This window comes from Lentzea terrae, assembly GCF_003265345.1.
In the GTDB taxonomy this organism is placed as follows: Bacteria; Actinomycetota; Actinomycetes; order Mycobacteriales; family Pseudonocardiaceae; genus Lentzea; species Lentzea terrae.
The window spans coordinates 228,674-243,767 of sequence record NZ_QFWW01000013.1; the positions used below are offsets into that span (position 1 = coordinate 228,674).

Annotated in this window: 20 protein-coding genes; 8 read left to right on the forward strand and 12 right to left on the reverse strand. The window is 68.1% G+C overall.

What is annotated here, in order from left to right; genetic code table 11:
• Nucleotides 1-45 precede the first annotated feature (45 nt).
• Nucleotides 46-564, forward strand: coding sequence for a DinB family protein (locus tag DI276_RS19795; RefSeq protein WP_112265477.1), 519 nt, complete (start codon nt 46-48; stop codon nt 562-564).
• Between the two features lie 22 nt (nt 565-586).
• Here the strand turns inward: DI276_RS19795 and DI276_RS19800 are convergent, their stop codons facing one another.
• The gene (locus DI276_RS19800; RefSeq protein WP_112265479.1) at nt 587-1,486 is read right to left on the reverse strand and encodes an SMP-30/gluconolactonase/LRE family protein; all 900 of its coding nucleotides are present in this window, start codon (nt 1,484-1,486) and stop codon (nt 587-589) included.
• Nucleotides 1,487-1,536: 50 nt separating this feature from the next.
• Between DI276_RS19800 and DI276_RS19805 the strand changes: the two genes are divergently transcribed.
• Nucleotides 1,537-1,734, forward strand: a complete 198-nt coding sequence (locus DI276_RS19805; protein WP_232836766.1) for an AsnC family protein — start codon at nt 1,537-1,539, stop codon at nt 1,732-1,734.
• Here the strand turns inward: DI276_RS19805 and DI276_RS19810 are convergent.
• Entirely contained in the window at nt 1,731-3,305 is a 1,575-nt protein-coding gene (locus tag DI276_RS19810; protein WP_112265481.1) for an alkaline phosphatase family protein, read from the reverse strand. The two genes, DI276_RS19805 and DI276_RS19810, sit on opposite strands and share 4 nt — an antisense overlap.
• A gap of 84 nt (nt 3,306-3,389) precedes the next feature.
• Between DI276_RS19810 and DI276_RS19815 the strand changes: the two genes are divergently transcribed.
• Nucleotides 3,390-4,052 (forward strand): RibD family protein, encoded by a 663-nt coding sequence (locus DI276_RS19815; protein ID WP_112265767.1) that lies wholly within the window; start codon nt 3,390-3,392, stop codon nt 4,050-4,052.
• Here the strand turns inward: DI276_RS19815 and DI276_RS19820 are convergent.
• A complete protein-coding gene (locus DI276_RS19820; RefSeq protein ID WP_112265483.1) occupies nt 4,033-4,434 on the reverse strand; it encodes a DoxX family protein in 402 nt (133 codons plus the stop codon). The two genes, DI276_RS19815 and DI276_RS19820, sit on opposite strands and share 20 nt — an antisense overlap.
• Nucleotides 4,427-5,161, reverse strand: coding sequence for a CDP-alcohol phosphatidyltransferase family protein (locus DI276_RS19825; RefSeq protein ID WP_112265485.1), 735 nt, complete (start codon nt 5,159-5,161; stop codon nt 4,427-4,429). The genes DI276_RS19820 and DI276_RS19825 overlap by 8 nt, the downstream gene beginning before the upstream one ends.
• 41 nt (nt 5,162-5,202) lie before the next feature.
• Here DI276_RS19825 and DI276_RS19830 point away from each other — a divergent pair, with 41 nt between their 5' ends.
• Nucleotides 5,203-6,201: a zinc-dependent alcohol dehydrogenase gene (locus DI276_RS19830; protein WP_112265487.1), complete on the forward strand. Its 999-nt coding sequence runs from the start codon at nt 5,203-5,205 to the stop codon at nt 6,199-6,201.
• On the forward strand, nt 6,188-6,880 hold the full coding sequence (locus DI276_RS19835; protein ID WP_198680759.1) for a creatininase family protein: 693 nt from the start codon (nt 6,188-6,190) through the stop codon (nt 6,878-6,880). The genes DI276_RS19830 and DI276_RS19835 overlap by 14 nt, the downstream gene beginning before the upstream one ends.
• Here the strand turns inward: DI276_RS19835 and DI276_RS19840 are convergent.
• The 4 genes from DI276_RS19840 to DI276_RS19855 are packed head-to-tail and all read right to left on the reverse strand — an operon-like array spanning nt 6,794 to nt 9,891.
• Complete coding sequence (locus tag DI276_RS19840; protein ID WP_112265489.1) at nt 6,794-7,756, reverse strand: lysylphosphatidylglycerol synthase transmembrane domain-containing protein; 963 nt, start codon at nt 7,754-7,756, stop codon at nt 6,794-6,796. The two genes, DI276_RS19835 and DI276_RS19840, sit on opposite strands and share 87 nt — an antisense overlap.
• Nucleotides 7,756-8,535: a class I SAM-dependent methyltransferase gene (locus DI276_RS19845; RefSeq protein ID WP_112265491.1), complete on the reverse strand. Its 780-nt coding sequence runs from the start codon at nt 8,533-8,535 to the stop codon at nt 7,756-7,758. Before DI276_RS19845 ends, DI276_RS19840 begins: the two co-directional genes overlap by 1 nt.
• Nucleotides 8,532-9,557, reverse strand: coding sequence for a glycosyltransferase family 4 protein (locus DI276_RS19850; RefSeq protein WP_112265493.1), 1,026 nt, complete (start codon nt 9,555-9,557; stop codon nt 8,532-8,534). Before DI276_RS19850 ends, DI276_RS19845 begins: the two co-directional genes overlap by 4 nt.
• The gene (locus DI276_RS19855; protein WP_112265495.1) at nt 9,481-9,891 is read right to left on the reverse strand and encodes a 6-pyruvoyl trahydropterin synthase family protein; all 411 of its coding nucleotides are present in this window, start codon (nt 9,889-9,891) and stop codon (nt 9,481-9,483) included. The genes DI276_RS19850 and DI276_RS19855 overlap by 77 nt, the downstream gene beginning before the upstream one ends.
• Nucleotides 9,892-9,964: 73 nt before the next feature.
• Here DI276_RS19855 and ribA point away from each other — a divergent pair, with 73 nt between their 5' ends.
• Nucleotides 9,965-10,618 (forward strand): GTP cyclohydrolase II, encoded by a 654-nt coding sequence (gene ribA, locus DI276_RS19860; RefSeq protein WP_232836768.1) that lies wholly within the window; start codon nt 9,965-9,967, stop codon nt 10,616-10,618.
• A gap of 38 nt (nt 10,619-10,656) precedes the next feature.
• Nucleotides 10,657-11,838: an amidohydrolase family protein gene (locus DI276_RS19865; RefSeq protein ID WP_112265499.1), complete on the forward strand. Its 1,182-nt coding sequence runs from the start codon at nt 10,657-10,659 to the stop codon at nt 11,836-11,838.
• Here the strand turns inward: DI276_RS19865 and DI276_RS19870 are convergent.
• From DI276_RS19870 to DI276_RS19880, 3 genes are read right to left on the reverse strand one after another with little or no spacing between them, the layout of a single operon-like run.
• Nucleotides 11,796-12,740, reverse strand: a complete 945-nt coding sequence (locus DI276_RS19870) for an NAD(P)-dependent alcohol dehydrogenase (RefSeq protein ID WP_112265501.1) — start codon at nt 12,738-12,740, stop codon at nt 11,796-11,798. The genes DI276_RS19865 and DI276_RS19870 overlap by 43 nt on opposite strands.
• Nucleotides 12,737-12,961: a helix-turn-helix transcriptional regulator gene (locus DI276_RS19875; RefSeq protein ID WP_408610563.1), complete on the reverse strand. Its 225-nt coding sequence runs from the start codon at nt 12,959-12,961 to the stop codon at nt 12,737-12,739. Before DI276_RS19875 ends, DI276_RS19870 begins: the two co-directional genes overlap by 4 nt.
• Entirely contained in the window at nt 12,958-13,380 is a 423-nt protein-coding gene (locus DI276_RS19880) for a hypothetical protein (RefSeq protein WP_112265503.1), read from the reverse strand. Before DI276_RS19880 ends, DI276_RS19875 begins: the two co-directional genes overlap by 4 nt.
• A 148-nt stretch (nt 13,381-13,528) precedes the next feature.
• Here DI276_RS19880 and DI276_RS19885 point away from each other — a divergent pair, with 148 nt between their 5' ends.
• Complete coding sequence (locus tag DI276_RS19885) at nt 13,529-14,383, forward strand: serine hydrolase (RefSeq protein WP_112265505.1); 855 nt, start codon at nt 13,529-13,531, stop codon at nt 14,381-14,383.
• A gap of 4 nt (nt 14,384-14,387) precedes the next feature.
• Here the strand turns inward: DI276_RS19885 and DI276_RS19890 are convergent, their stop codons facing one another.
• Nucleotides 14,388-15,065 (reverse strand): SDR family oxidoreductase, encoded by a 678-nt coding sequence (locus DI276_RS19890; RefSeq protein WP_112265507.1) that lies wholly within the window; start codon nt 15,063-15,065, stop codon nt 14,388-14,390.
• Nucleotides 15,066-15,094 lie beyond the last annotated feature (29 nt).

The window sequence follows — 15,094 nt, forward strand, 5'->3', positions numbered from 1 at the left end:
CATAGAGTCCTTCATGTCGGGACAAACGAGCGAAGGACAAGAGCGATGACCACCACCGAGATCCTCACCGGCGAGCGCGCGGACCTCCTCGAGACCCTGCGGCAGCACCGCTGGTTCCTGACGTTCACCGCGCAGGGCCTCACCGACGAGCAGGCCGCGTCCAGCCCGACGGTCAGCGCGCTGTCGATCGGCGGCCTCATCAAGCACGTCGCGTCGGTCGAGGAGAACTGGGTCAAGTTCATCGAGCACGGCACCGAGGCCATGGCGTCCGACCCCGAGTCGACGGACTACGAGAACCACGAGGCCAACTTCCGGATGGAGCCGGGCGAGACCCTCGCGAGCATCATCGAGCGCTACAACGCGGTCGCGGCCTACACCGACAAGCTGGTCGAGACGGTGGACATGGACCTCTCGCACGCGCTGCCGGCCGCACCGTGGTTCCCCGAGGGCAAGATGTGGTCGGCGCGGCGCGTGTTCGTGCACATCGTGGCCGAGACCTCGCAGCACGCGGGCCACGCCGACATCATCCGCGAGACGATCGACGGCCAGAAGACGATGGGCTGAGACCCCTCTGGACCGGGGCCGCCTAGATGCGCGGCCCCGAGAAGTTCACCCGCAGCGTGTACACCGAGCTCGACGCGGTGATGAACAGGTCGTTGCGCCGCGGCCCGCCGAAGGTCAGGTTGGAGCACACCTCAGGGATCCGCAGCTTGCCGATCCGCGTGCCGTCCGGGGCGAAGCAGTGCAGGCCGTCGTGCGCGGCGGCCCAGACCCGTCCGGCGGCATCGACGCGGATGCCGTCGAAACCCCCGGCGTCGCTGGTCGCGAAGATCTCGCCACCCGAGAGCGCCTTGCCGTCCTCCACCCGGAACACCCTGATGTGACTGGGGTTCTGGCGGGTGTCGGCGATGTAGAGCAGCGAGGAGTCGAGCGAGAACGCCAGCCCGTTCGGCCGGGAGAAGTCGTCCGCCACGATCGTCACGGACCCGTCGACCGGATCGGCGCGGTAGACGTGGCACGCGCCGATCTCGCTCTCGGCCTGGTGTCCCTCGTAGTCGCTGTCGATCCCGTAGCTGGGGTCGGTGAACCAGATCGCGCCGTCCGCCGACTCGACGACGTCGTTGGGGCTGTTGAACCTCTTGCCCCGGTAGGTCTCGGCGAGCACGGTGGTCGAGCCGTCGTGCTCGGTGCGGGTCACGCGGCGGTTGCCCTGTTCGCAGCTGACGAGCCGGCCCTGGCGGTCGACCGTGTGCCCGTTGTGGAACCCGGCCGGCTCGCGGAAGACACCGACGGCGCCGGTGCACTCGTCCCAGCGCAGCACCCGGTCGTTCGGGATGTCGCTGAACACCAGGTAGCGGCCCGCGGGAAAGTACGCGGGCCCCTCGGTCCACCGGCAGCCGGTGTGCAGCCGCTGGATCCACTCGTCGCCGTTGACGCGGGCGAACCGGTCGTCCAGAGCGACGAAGTCCGCTTTGACCTTGTCCACGTGCTACCCCGCAGTTCTTCGAACCTGATGACGTAGATCGCATTCTGCTCGTGGAGCTGCAGCGGAACGCGACCCAGGCCTACGCCGCGCTCGGCAAGGCGGTCGGGCTGTCCGCCGGGCCGCCCACGAACGGGTCTGCAAGCTGCGGGAACAGGGCGTCGTCCGGCGCAGGCTGTACGCCGTCGACGGCGTCACCGGGACGCAGACGATCGTGGTGCTGGAATCGTTCTTCGAACGGCCCGAGCTAGGGCCTGGGTGGCGAGAAGGTCGAGAGGAACTGGTCCCGGAAGTCGCTCATCTTCGACACCGGCGCCGATCCTCCCGGCCTGATGCCGTCGTCCCACTTCCAGCCCTCGACCCGCGACAGCACCGCGGGATCCTTGGCGACGATGGTGATCGGCACGTCCCGCGACGCTCCTTCACCGGTCACCATCTGCGCCGGCTGGTGGTCGCCGAGGAACACGAAGACGAGGTTCTCGTCGCCATATCGCTCGACGTAGGAGATCACCGACTCCAGCGAGTACGAGATCGAGTGGCCGTAGTCGGCGCGCACGGCGGCCGGGTCGCGGCCGAAGATCGACTCCGGCGGGTCGTCCGAGGCCGGCATGGTGCGGTAGATCGAGCCGTCGCCGAGCTTGTCCCAGTCCACCGAGTCCGGGGTCGGCGACCACGGTGCGTGCGAGGAGACCATCGGGATCGCGGCCATCACCGGGCCGTGCTGCTTCGAACGTTCGTTGCGCTGGAACGACTCCAGCGTGAACTGGTCCGGGGTCGTCGCGTAGCCGAAGCGCGGGCCGTTGTAGCCGAGGTCCTGTGCGGCGTAGATCTCGTTGTAGTGGAAGAAGTCGCCTTCCGGCCACGCCTGTGTGATGCCGGGGACCACGCCCACCGAACGCCACGACGCCTCGCGGAACGCGCGCGGGAGCGTCAGCCGGTCCGACGCCACCAGGTTGCGGTAGCGCTGCTGGTTGTCGATCCACAGCCCGGACAGCAGCGTCGCCTGCGCCATCCAACTGCCGCCACCGGCCGTCGGCGAGGTCAGGAACGCCGATCGAGCGCTGTACCCGGCCGCCTTGAGACGCGAGTTGCCGTCAGCGAGCTTCGCCGAGACGTCGGGGAGTTCCAGCGCCGACTTCCCGTAGCTCTCCACGAACGTGAAGACGACGTCCTTGCCCTGCAACGAGGACAGCAGTCCCGGGTGCCCGCGATAGGCGTCGACGGACGCCTCGGCGGCGAACGTCTCCTGGTCCTGCAACCCGACCTGAACCCGCCGCGCGTGATCGACCAGCGAGGTGGCGGCAGCGTCCGAATAGACCGGAATCCCTGGCACGGCAAGCGAAACGCACGCCACGGCGACCAGTGCGACCGCGCGGATCGCCGCCGGGCGACGGCCCGCCGCCGCAGAACTGAGGCGCAGCACGGAAACCGCGGCCAGCAGCACGATGCCGACGACCAGCGCCAGTGTGGCCACCACGGCCAGGACGGAGGCGAACCGGCCGAACGTCACGTCCACGAAGTCGAGGGCGGGCGCCAGCAACGGCCAGTCCAGCACCAGGTCGAACGGCCGGTACAGCACCATGTCGAACCCGATGTCCATGATCTTGACGACCGTGAACACGCCGAGCGCGGCACCGCCGGCGATGGCCAGGGGCTTGCGGAACCGGTCCGGCACGAGCACCAGGACCAGCACGCCGACGAGGCCTTCGAGCGGCACCCGCAGGAACGCCTCGAAGGTGAACTTCTCCAGGTCGCTCGGTGCGGTGAGCACGAACAACACGAACAGCGCCGCCAAGAGCGTGGCCGTCCGACGCAGCAACATCCTCACCGAGAATCCCCTTTCCTGACCTATGAGGTAAAACGCGGCACGACCCGCGACCGGTTCAACTGCACTACCATCTCCTCTGTGACCCGCCCGCACGTTCTGCTGAGCGTCGCCGTCAGCCTCGACGGCCACATCGATGATCGCGGCACCGAGAGGTTTCCGCTTTCCAACGCGGAGGACTTCGACCACGTCGACCGGATGCGCGCGGAGTCGGACGCGATTCTGGCCGGGGCCGAGACGTTGCGCCGCGACAACGCGCGACTGCTCGTCTACAGCGACGAGCGGCGTGCGCGGAGAATAGCGGACGGCAAACCGGAGTTCCCACTGCGGGTCGTCATCACGAGAAGCGGACAACTCGACCCTGAGCTGCGGTTTTGGCACTGCGGCGGCGCGCGGCTGGTCTACACCAAGAGCGAGACCACGACGGTCGACCACCTCGCGGAAACCAAGAGTTTCAGCGATTTCTCAGAAATTCTGGACGATTTGGGCGCACGTGGTGTGCGCAGGCTCATGGTCGAAGGCGGCACGAGCATTCACACGGCGTTCCTCGCGGCGGGACTCGCCGACGAGATCAGGATCGCGGTCGCGCCGATGCTGATCGGACAGGCGACGGCCCCGCGTTTCGTGAATCCCGCCGAATTCCCCGGTGGACCGGCCCGCCGATTCCACCTGGAGGACGTCACGAAACTCGGGGACGTCGCGGTGCTGCGCTACTTCCCGAAAGTCACTTCCGCACCAGCTTGAGCACTCCGAAGATCTGCTCGCGGCGGTACACGGCGATCACCAGCGACCAGATCACGAAGATGATCGGCATCAGCGCGTCGTCGAATCCGCCGTTGGTCACGAGGAAGAACTCGGTCAGCGCCGCGCCGGTCATGATGCCGGCGAGAGCCAGCGCCGCGAGGCCGCAGATGCGCGGGATGACCAGGCCGATCGCGGCGGCGATCTCCAGCACGCCGGTGAAGTAGCGGAACCACTGGCCGAAGCCGATGTCGTCGAACTTCTTCACGAAGTCGTCGCCGAACAACGCCCAGCCGTTCCGCACGAACTGCACGGCGAGCAGGATCTGCAGGATCCAGACGACGACGTTGCCGATCTTCGCGGCGGTTGAGGTCTGCTCAGACATGACGGGATCCTCCCACCGAAACTCCTGCGTGACGCCAGAGCCACCGCACATCGCGGCCGAACGACCACACCAGCGATGCCAGCGCGAGGCCGACCAGCACAGCCGCGAACGGGATGACCCCCGAAGCCGCCACGACGAGGAAGATGCCCTGCACCGCGGCCACGACCTTGCGCGCGTAGCTGGCGGGCAGCGGCGCGTTCATCCAGCGGAACTTCCACGACGCGGCCACGAACACGTACCGCATGAGCCCGATCGCGAGCACCCACGGCCCCATCTGCACGGCCACGTACGCGCTCAGCACCAGGATCAGGAACGCGTCGACCTCCATGTCGAACCGCGCACCCAGCGCGGTCGACGTACCGGTGCGGCGCGCGACCTGACCGTCCACCCAGTCGAGTGACAAGGCGACCGCCGCCAACGTCACGACCAGCGCCACCGGAACGTCCTGACCAGCACGATCTGCGACCAACGCGGTCACGGCGCCGACCATGAGCCCGCGGGCCAGCGTGACCCGGTCAGCGGGGCCGAGCGACGCCGTGCGGTGGCGTTGCATGCCGTAGCCGAGGAACGCCCAGGTGGCGAACCCGTAGGCGAGCCCGGCGGCCCAGCCGAGCGGACCGAGACCGGCCGTGGCACCGACCACACCCAGCAGGAGTACCTGAGCCGCCGCCCACGCGGCAGGCTCTCGTACGACAGCGGATGCCCTGGTGTGCTGAAGTGTGATCATCAGGTGCCCCTAGTGGACTTCGTGCGGCGGAGGTGTTGTGAGTGACACGTACGGCGAGTGCCTTTTGGCTCAATGAATCCGGAAAAGGGGAGGTTCGGCAGGTCGCGCTGGCCGAGCCGGGGCCGGGTGAGGTCGCGGTGCGCACGCTGTTCTCCGGGGTCAGCCGCGGCACGGAGACCCTCGTCTTCCGCGGTGGCGTGCCGGAGAACCAGTACGCGGCGATGAGGGCTCCTTTCCAGGAGGGCGAGTTCCCGTGGCCGGTGAAGTACGGGTACCTCAACGTGGGCGTCGTTGAACACGGGCCCGAACAACTGCGCGGGCGGACGGTGTTCTGCCTCTATCCACATCAGACTCGTTACGTGGTCCCGGAAAGCTCGGTGACCCCGGTGCCCGACGCGGTTCCGGCGGCCAGGGCGGTGCTCGCGGGCACGGTCGAGACCGCCGTGAACGCCGTGTGGGACGCGCATCCGCTGATCGGCGACCGGATCGCGGTGGTCGGCGGTGGCATGGTCGGGTCGAGCATCGCGGCGGTCATCGCAACGTTCCCCGGCGCACGTGTCCAGCTCGTGGACGCCGATCCCAGCCGCGAGGACATCGCACGACAGTTGGGTGTCGGGTTCGCCTTGCCGGCCAACGCTCTCGACGGCTGCGACCTCGTCTTCCACGCCAGCGCGACCGAACCGGGCCTCACCACCGCGCTGAACCTGCTCGCCCCGGAAGGCCGGGTCGTCGAGCTGAGCTGGTACGGCGACAAGAAGATCGCGGTTCCGCTGGGCGAGTACTTCCACTCGCGGCGCCTGACGATCCGCAGCAGCCAGGTCGGCACGGTCGGCCGGCCGGACCGCACCTACGCCGAACGCATGGCGCTCGCACTCGATCTCCTCGCCGACGCCCGGTTCGACGCACTCATCACGGGCAACAGCGCGTTCGAGGAGCTCCCCGACGTGATGCCGAAGCTGGCCGACGGGGAGATTCCGGCGCTGTGCCACCGGATTGACTACAGCCACATTAACTACCCTGAGCCCCATGTTTCCGAGTGACACCACGGTCGACGTCCGCGACCAGCGCGTGGCCGTGCTCCCGGTCGGCAGCACCGAGCAGCACGGCCCGCACCTGCCGCTCGCCACGGACTCGGTGATCGCCTGGACCATCGCGTCGGAGATCGCCGCGAAGTACCCGGTCCGGCTGCTGCCGCCGATCCAGTTCTCGTGCTCGCAGGAACACGCCGACTGGCCGGGCACCGTCAGCATCTCCGCGAGCACGTTGATCTCAGTCATCACGGACGTCGCGGACTCGTTGCGGCGCACCGGTGTCACGGGCCTGGTCCTGGTGAACGGCCACGGCGGCAACTACGTGCTGTCGAACATCGTGCAGGAGGGCGAAGGTCTGGCGTTGTTCCCGGGACGGGACGACTGGGCTTTCGCGCGGGAGCAGGCCGGCATCGAGACCTCGGCGTACAGCGACATGCACGCGGGTGAGCTGGAGACCTCGATCCTGCTGCACGCTCACCCCGATCTCATCCGTCCCGGCTACGAAACCGCTGACCACCTGGCGGAGGACCGGCGGCACATGCTCACCCTGGGTCTGGCGCCGTACACGTCCTCCGGCGTCATCGGGCGGCCGTCCCTGGCGTCAGCGCACAAGGGCGAGCTCCTGCTCGCGGGACTCGTGGACTCGTTCCGCCACTACCTCGGCCTTTTCGACCTTGGTACGGCGTGACAGGAACAGCACGACCGCGCCGGGCAGTGCCGCGATCAACGCCAGCACGCCGTAGACGATGCCCGTCGTGAAGCCGTGCTGGGCGCCGAGCCCGGCGGCCCCGAACGCCACCGCGAGGAACGCCTCGCGCGGCCCGAACCCGCCGATGTTGACCGGAATGGCCATGATCAGCAGGGCCAGCACCACGACCGGCGCGAGCTGCGTGATCGTCGCGTCCGACCCGGCGGCACGGGCGGCGACCACGAACATCGCCACGTACCCGGCGACCGTGGCGGCCGACAGTCCGACGACCGCGGGCCAGGTCTTGAACGACAGCAGCCGGATGCCGTCCGCCAGCGTGTTGACCAGGACCCGGCGCACGGGCCTGATCTGCCAGCCGGCGACCGCGGCCACGGCCAGACCGGTGAGGACCAGTGTGATGGTGAGGCCGTTCGGCGCGACGTCGAAGCCGGGCGCGGGGTGCAGGAGGAGCACCGCGAGCCCGATCCCGATGAGCACCAGCTGACCGGCGAAGCGCTCGAAGAACACGGCGCGCACGCCGCGTCCGACGTCGCCGGACTCACGGCCGTGGTTGACCGCGCGGTGCACGTCGCCGAGCACGCCCGCGGGCAGCACGGCGTTGACCAGCAGCGCCCGGTAGTAGTCGCTGACCGCGGTGCGCAGGGACAGCGACAGGCCGAGGCGGCGCGCGACGATCACCCAGCGGCCGGCGCTGAGCAACGTCGTCGCGAACCCGATCGCCAGCGCGGCGGCGACGGAGAACGCGTCGATCGCGCGCAGTCCGTCCACGAACGCCCCGGTACCGAGGCGCAGGCCCACAGCAACCAGGATCGCCACCGCCAGCAACAGGCGAAGCCACGGCCAGAACTTCTTCATCAGACAGCCCTCGGTATCGCTAGCAGGTCGACGTGGTGGACCACCGCGCTCGCCTGTGACCTGCGACGCAGGTACTCAGGCGCTTCCGCGGCAAGTGCTGGTTCCTGCTCGACCGCCGCACCGACCCAGCCCTTCAGCCATTCGTGCTGGAGGGCGTCGGAGTTCATCCGCCACGGGCTCGAATCCGTTCGAACCGAAGCGCCGGCTGCCACGAATGCCTGTTCAGCAGCGGCCGGAGCATCCGGTCCGAGGAGCCGGCGCCCGTCCACGACGCGGCGCTGATGCGCGTTGAACGCGTCCTGGAAGGCGGCGTCGAGCGGCTCGGCCGGGTCGAACTCGATCCGGCCTGCCACCGAGAGCGTGAACAGTGCGGGCACATGTGCTTCTACGCATGCAACCGCCAGAGCGTTCATCTCGTTGGTAGTGAGCAAGTCGAGCAGCGCGGAGCAGGTGACCAGGTCAGCGCCCGCGAGGTCGGCGGCGGTCAGGGACGTGAGGTCGCCCTCACGCGTTTCGACGGTGACGTTCTCGACGGCGCTCATGCTGGCCTCCGCCAGCCCGAGCAGCCGGGGGTCGCGGTCGTGCAGCACCCAGTGCTGCACACCGCCGAGCCTCCCGGCGAGCCATCGTCCCATCGATCCCGTGCCACAACCCAGGTCACGGATCGTCAGCCGGTTTCGGTTCACCAGTGTTTCGCGGAGCACATCCACGAGTGCGGTCGAGCGTGCGGCAGCGTCGGCGTTTTCCCGCAGGGCCAGCCATTCCGGCGCGAAGGTCATGGCCGCAGACTAGCCAGCACCCTCCGCAGGTCCTCTGTGGATTCGTCCCAAGTGGACAGATTTGTCCGCCGTTCGAGTGCCTTGACACGCAGTTCGGCGCGGAATTCCTGATCTTGGAACCAGCGCGTCAGTGCAGCTTCCAAGGCATTTTCGTCGCCCGGCGGGAGCAGCAGGCCGCCGTCGCCGAGCGCGTCCGGCACGGCGCTCGCGATCACCGGCAGACCGCGCGCGAGCGCCTCGGTGACGACCATGCCGTAGGTCTCGTTGCGCGACGCCAGCACGAACAGGTCGGCGTCGCTGTAAGCCCTGGTCAGAGCCTCGCCGGTGAGCGGTCCGCGGAAGCTGACCCGATCATCTTCCGGCAGCTGCCGGACGAACGGCCGAACCGGTCCCACACAGTCGAGGCGCCACTCGTAGTCGATCTTCTGCAGGGCCCTGATCAGCAGGTCGTGGCCTTTTCGAGGTGTGATCGAGGCAACGCAGAGCAGTTGGCTGACGCCGTCCGTGCCGGGTGCGCGCGGCGCCGGATCGGTGCCGGGAACGACCACGTGCACGTTCTCCAGCCCGTGCCTGGTCCTGATGTTGCGGGCGGCCGTGGGACTGGTGGCGATGACCGCGCTCGCCGCCCGCAGGACCTGCCGTTCCTGCTCGTCGAGCAGCGCGGCCGTCGCGGGGTCGAGCCCGGTCTCGTCAGCGAGCGGCAGGTGCACGAGCACGGCGAGCCTCAGCCGTTGGGCGTGCGGGACGACCACCTCGGGCACACCGCACCCGACCAGGCCGTCGATCAGCACGACGTCGCCGTCCGGGATCTGCGCAAGCGTTTGCCGCAGCGGTGCGGTGTCGTGCGGACGCGGCCAGTCACCAGCGACGGTCAGGCGGGTGAGCCCTGCTCCGACCCTGAGGTCGTAGACGTTGCCGCCGCTGGGACTGGCCGGATCGTCGACGTCAGCCGGCAGTACGAAGTGCACGTTCGTAGCCGGCCCACGCCACGTGGGACTCGTGAAGTGTGACGGCGATCGCATCGATGCCGTGAGCACCCTCACCGAGAGCGCCCTCGGAAATCCGCTCCGCGAGCTGGTCGGCGATGTGCTTCGCGAGCCACTCCGTGGACGTGTTGATGCCCGCGAACTGCGGTTCCTCGTCCAGGTTGCGGTAGTTGAACGCTGCCAGGACCTTGTTCAGCTCCTGGGTGGCCAGTCCGATGTCGACGACGATGTTGTCCGAATCGAGTTCGGCACGTTTGAACGTTGCGTCCACCAGGAACGTTGCTCCATGCAGACGTTGTGCCGGACCGAAGACCTCGCCGCGGAAACTGTGGGCGATCATCACGTGATCGCGGACGGTGATGCTGAACAGGGTGACCTCCGCTGTGCGGTCGGGTTACGGTGCGACCTCGCATCCGAGCGTAGCTGCACGCTCGGGAGGCGCCATGTGGACGAGGGGACCCGAGATGTTCGAGCAGGCCTTCAACGAGGAAGACGTGGCGGAGTCCGACCTGGTGACCCGCCGTGGCACCTTCCGCGCAGTCGCGTTCCGCGCGGACGGTCACGAGCACATGGCGCTCGTCTACGGCAAGACGAAGCTGCGCGAGAACGTGCTGGTGCGCATCCACTCCGAGTGCATGACCGGTGACATCTTCGCCGCCATGCGCTGCGAGTGCGGCGAGCAGCTCGACGCCGCGTTGAACACCATCGTGCGTGAAGGCAGCGGCATCCTCGTCTACCTGCGCGGTCACGAGGGCCGCGGCATCGGTCTGGTCGACAAGATCCGCACGCACGTCCTGCAGGACGCCGGACTCGACACGCTGGACTCGGCCACCTCGCTCGGCCTGCCCGTGGACATCCGCGACTACACGCCGGCCGCTCGGGTGCTGCGCCACCTGCGCGTGCAGTCCGTGCGGTTGATGTCGAACAACCCGGACAAGATCGCGGCGTTGGAGGAGAACGGAATTCCGGTCACCTCACGCGTGCCGTTGCTGATGGCGCCCAACTCGCACAACATCGCGTACCTGACGGCGAAGCGCGACCGGCTCGGGCACGACCTGCCGCAGGTCGACTCCTTCACCCTGCCGCACGCACGCTGACCGTTGCTTTCCCAGCATGCGGCGCTCAGAATGTGCCGATGCTGGCGCTGCGAGCGGGGCGTGCGTTCGACGGTGAGCACTCGCTCGCCGGTCCCGTCACGGTCATCGCCGAGAACGGCAAGATCACAGCGGTCGCGCAGGGCCATCCGGACGTTCCCGGTGCCGAGATCGTCGACCTCGGCACCGCCACCGTCCTACCGGGACTGATCGACACCCACGTGCACCTCGGCGGCGACGGCGAGGTCGGCGCACTCGACCGCCTGCCCGGCTATTCGCGCGAGCAGCTGGACGCGGTGATCGAGGAGAGCCTCGACCGGCACCTGCGGGCAGGCGTCACGACCGTCCGCGACCTCGGCGACCACCAGTGGTCGGTGGTCGACCAGCGCGACCGGCACCGGCAACGCGTCCTCGGCTCCGGCCCGCCCATCACCAGCAAGCGGGGTCACTGCTGGTCGATGGGCGGTGAAGCGGCCGGTGAGGAAGAGCTCCGCAGGGCCGTGCGCGAGCGGGCCGAGCGGCGGGTCGACGTCGTGAAGATCATGGCCAGCGGCGGGTTCGCGACGCCCGGCACGAACGTCAGCGACTGCCAGTTCACCGAGCACGAACTTCGGGTGATGGTCGAGGAAGCCCATTCGCACGGAATTCCGGTGACCGCCCACGCCCACAGCCTCGCCTCGGTGCAACGGGCTGTGGCCGCGGGAGTGGACGGCATCGAACACCTCACTTGCCTGACGGACCGCGGCATGCAGGTGCCACCGGACCTGCTGGACGCCTTGGCGGAGGCGGACATCGCCGTCTGCCACACGCTCGGCGTCACGCAGGAACCGCCGCCGTTCGTCAAGGAGGCGTGGGACAAGGCCGGGATGAGCTACGCCGGCAAGGTCAGCATGGCCGGACTGATGTACGACCACGGCGTCCGAACCGTCGCCGGCACCGATGGCGGGATCGCGCCCGGCAAGGGACACGGGATCATCGCTTTTTCCGTCGCCGACCTCGTGAAGGGCGGCGTGCCGAACGCGGCCGCGCTGGCCGCCGCGACGAGCCAGGCGGCGAAGGCGCTGGGCGTCAGCAAGGGTGTGCTCCGGCCCGGTTGGGATGCGGACATCATTGCGGTGCAAGGAGATCCCATGCGGGACATCTCCGCGTTGCAGCACGTGACCACCGTGGTCATCGGCGGTCAGATCGCGACGACGACCTTGCCCCTCGACCGTCGCGTGTAGACGTACTCGATCGCGTTCACCGCTTCGGACAACGGAAAGGTCCGGTCCACCGGTGGCTTGATCTTGCCCGCCTCGATCAGCACCCGCAGTTCGTCGAAGACATCGGCGCGTTCCGCGGACATCAGCGGTACGAACTTCTGCGAGATGAACGGGTTCAGGGCCACCGACGCCAGCGACCGCTCGAACCCGCCGGTCACCGAACCGCCGGTCTCGGCACCGACCAGCACGATCCGTCCACGTGGCGTCGAAGCCCTGCGCAGCCTGGACAACGGCCGATCGCCACCGCAGGACAGGATCAGGTCGTACGTGCCGGTGAAGTCCGCGACCGTGTAGTCGACGACCTCGTCCGCGCCCAGCGACCGCGCCAGGTCCAGTTTCGAGGTGCTGCAGACCGCGGTCACGTGCGCGCCAAGGGCTTTCGCGATCTGCACGCCGTAGGAACCGACACCACCACCGGCGCCGAGCACCAGAACCCGTTGCCCCGGTTGCACTCCACGCAGTCCCTGCAGCGCGGTACCGCCCGAGATCGGCACCGCGGCCGCCTCCGTGAACGAGATCCCCTCCGGCTTGCGGGCCAGCTGCTTGACCGGCGCGACGGCGTACTCGGCGAACGACCCGTCGCAGGTGCCGAACACCTCGTCACCGGGTGCGAACTCGGTGACACCAGGGCCGATCTCCTTGACCACACCGGAAACGTCCCTGCCCGGCACGGGTGACTTCGGCCCGCGGAAGCCGAACCCGATGATCCTGAGCAGGTACGGCTTGCCGCTCAGCAGGTGCCAGGTGCCCATGTCGACACCCGCGGCCCGCACCTCCAGCAGAACCTCACCCGGCCCAGGCACAGGCACATCCAGGTCACCGAGCACCGCCGATCCGTATCTTCGTTGCACAACAGCCTTCACGTCGTCTCCTCCTCCGGGTACTGGAACACCTCTTCGAGCGAAACCCCGAACGCACGCGCGATCTTGAACGCGACCTCCAGCGAGGGCGAGTACTTCCCCTGCTCGATGGCGATCAACGTCTGCCGCGTCACGCCGACGGCCTTGGCGAGATCGGCCTGCTTCATCTCGCCGTGCGCGAACCGCAGCGCGCGGATGGAGTTCGTCACCTTCGTCGGTTTCACTGCAGGCCTCGCCGGTAGGCCGCGATCTTCGCGAGGGAACCGAGCACCGCCGACAGCACGAAGCACAGGTAGAGCACGTTGGCGATCCAGAAGTGCGCGGCCTCGACCATGGCCAGCGCCATCGCGGACACGCCGCCGATCGCGATGAAGGACTGGCCGACGTGGTCGCCGAACCGGCCGATCTCGCGGTCCCGTTCGTCGACCTGCAGGCCGTCTTCGCGCGAGGCGATGCCGTTCAGGATCCCGAGCACGATGCCCGCGACGATGCCGAGCCCGATCGTCCACAGCATCGTGCCCGCGTACGGCACCTCGGCGAGCGGTCTACCGGTGGCTCGACTCAGGACAATCGTTGCGTACACGGCATAACCGGCCAACGCGACGATCGCCATGAACCAGGCCCGCTTCTCTTCGAACGCCATGGTCCCGCTCCCGATGTCAAAGAAACCTGACACGACCAAGGTAAAGCGAAGCGGACACCGTGTCAAACATCTTTGACTTTGTTTGAACTTGATCGACGCGTCCAGATGGCGGTCGACGTCACCCGATCGGACCCATAGCGTGCGGCTCATGCTCCGTCCGATCCTTGTTGCGTGCGCGCTTGCCCTCACGGCGTGCGGCCACGCCGTGACGGCGGAACCACCCGCCGTCGCACGCTCGCACACGCCGGCGGCAGCGCCTCTCATCGCAACGCCCGAGGTCTGCCCACTGCCCGACAGCGGCTTCGAGTGCGGGTTCCAGAAGCGCATCCAGGACGCCAAGAACTACGCCGAGACCAGGCCGGGCACCGTCGGCATCGTGCTGCGCGACCGCAAGACCGGTGCGATGTGGCGCAACGACCACGCGGACGACCTGACCTGGACGGCGTCCACGATCAAGCTCGCGATGATCGTGAACCTGCTGGAGCGCAACAGGTCCGGCAAGATCAAGCTGACCAGCGACGACCGCCGGTTGATGACCGCGATGCTGCACAGTTCCGACGACGACGCCGCCGACACGCTGTGGAAGCGCTACACCGGTGCGACGTTCAACGCGGCGTTCCCCAAGTACGGAATGACCGGTTTGGTGGCACAAAGGGGTTATTCGGCCACCTTCCCGTATTGGGGCTACGAGAAGTGCACGACCAACGACCTCGACCGGCTGATCAACTACGTGCTCGACACCGTGCCCGCCGAGGACCGCGGCTACATCGTCGGGCAGATGCGCCAGGTCGGTCCCGAGCAGCAGTGGGGCGTGTGGGGGCCGGACTCCGGCACGAAGAACGGCTGGTCCAAGGAAGACGGCGGCTGGGTGATGAACTCCGTCGGGTTCGTCGGAGCGGATGAGCGGTACACGCTCGCGATCATGAACAACCTCAAGGGCGAGGGCGGTTACGACGAGGGCCGCGAAACGGACACGGAGATCACCCGCATCCTGTTCCGCTGACGGCTCAGGCCATCGGCTCGAAGTGGAACGACCGGATGAAGCAGTCCCGTGGCTGGTTCACGGCGAACAACACGCAATCGGCCACGGACTGCGCGGTCAGCACGCCGTCGCGGGGAGCGTCTTCGTCGTTGTCGAAGTCCGGCGGGTACAACGAGATCATCCGGATGCCCTCCGGCCGGAGCCGTTGCGACATGATCTCGGTGTAGCGGCCCTGTCCCGCCTTGGCCGCGTGGAAGGCCGCGTGTGCGATGTGCGCGGGATCGCTGCGCGACTCGGCCTCCAGCGAGACGATCGTCACGACGTCAGCGCGTTCGGATCGGCGCAGCAGCGGCAGGAAGTTTTCGGTCATCAACACCGTTCCGGCCGTACCGGACAAGATGGTCCGCACGATCGCGTCGTCGTCCACCTGGGACTCGGCCAGGAACGCGGCCCCGTTGTTGACCAGCACGTCGACGTGTCCGAACAACTCCCCAACCTGCTCGGCGCAGCGCCGGACCGATGCGGCGTCCGTCAGGTCGCACTGCAGCGCGTGCGCGTCGGGCAGTGACTCGCAGGTGCGTTGTGCCGCAGCGAGATCACGTGCCGTTACCACCACCGTCGCTCCTTGTCGCGCGAACCGGCGCGCGATCGTGCTTCCGAAACCCCTGCCACCGCCGGTGATCACCACGTTCACACCGGACATGCTGCAACCTTCATCGCACTGGAGGTCAA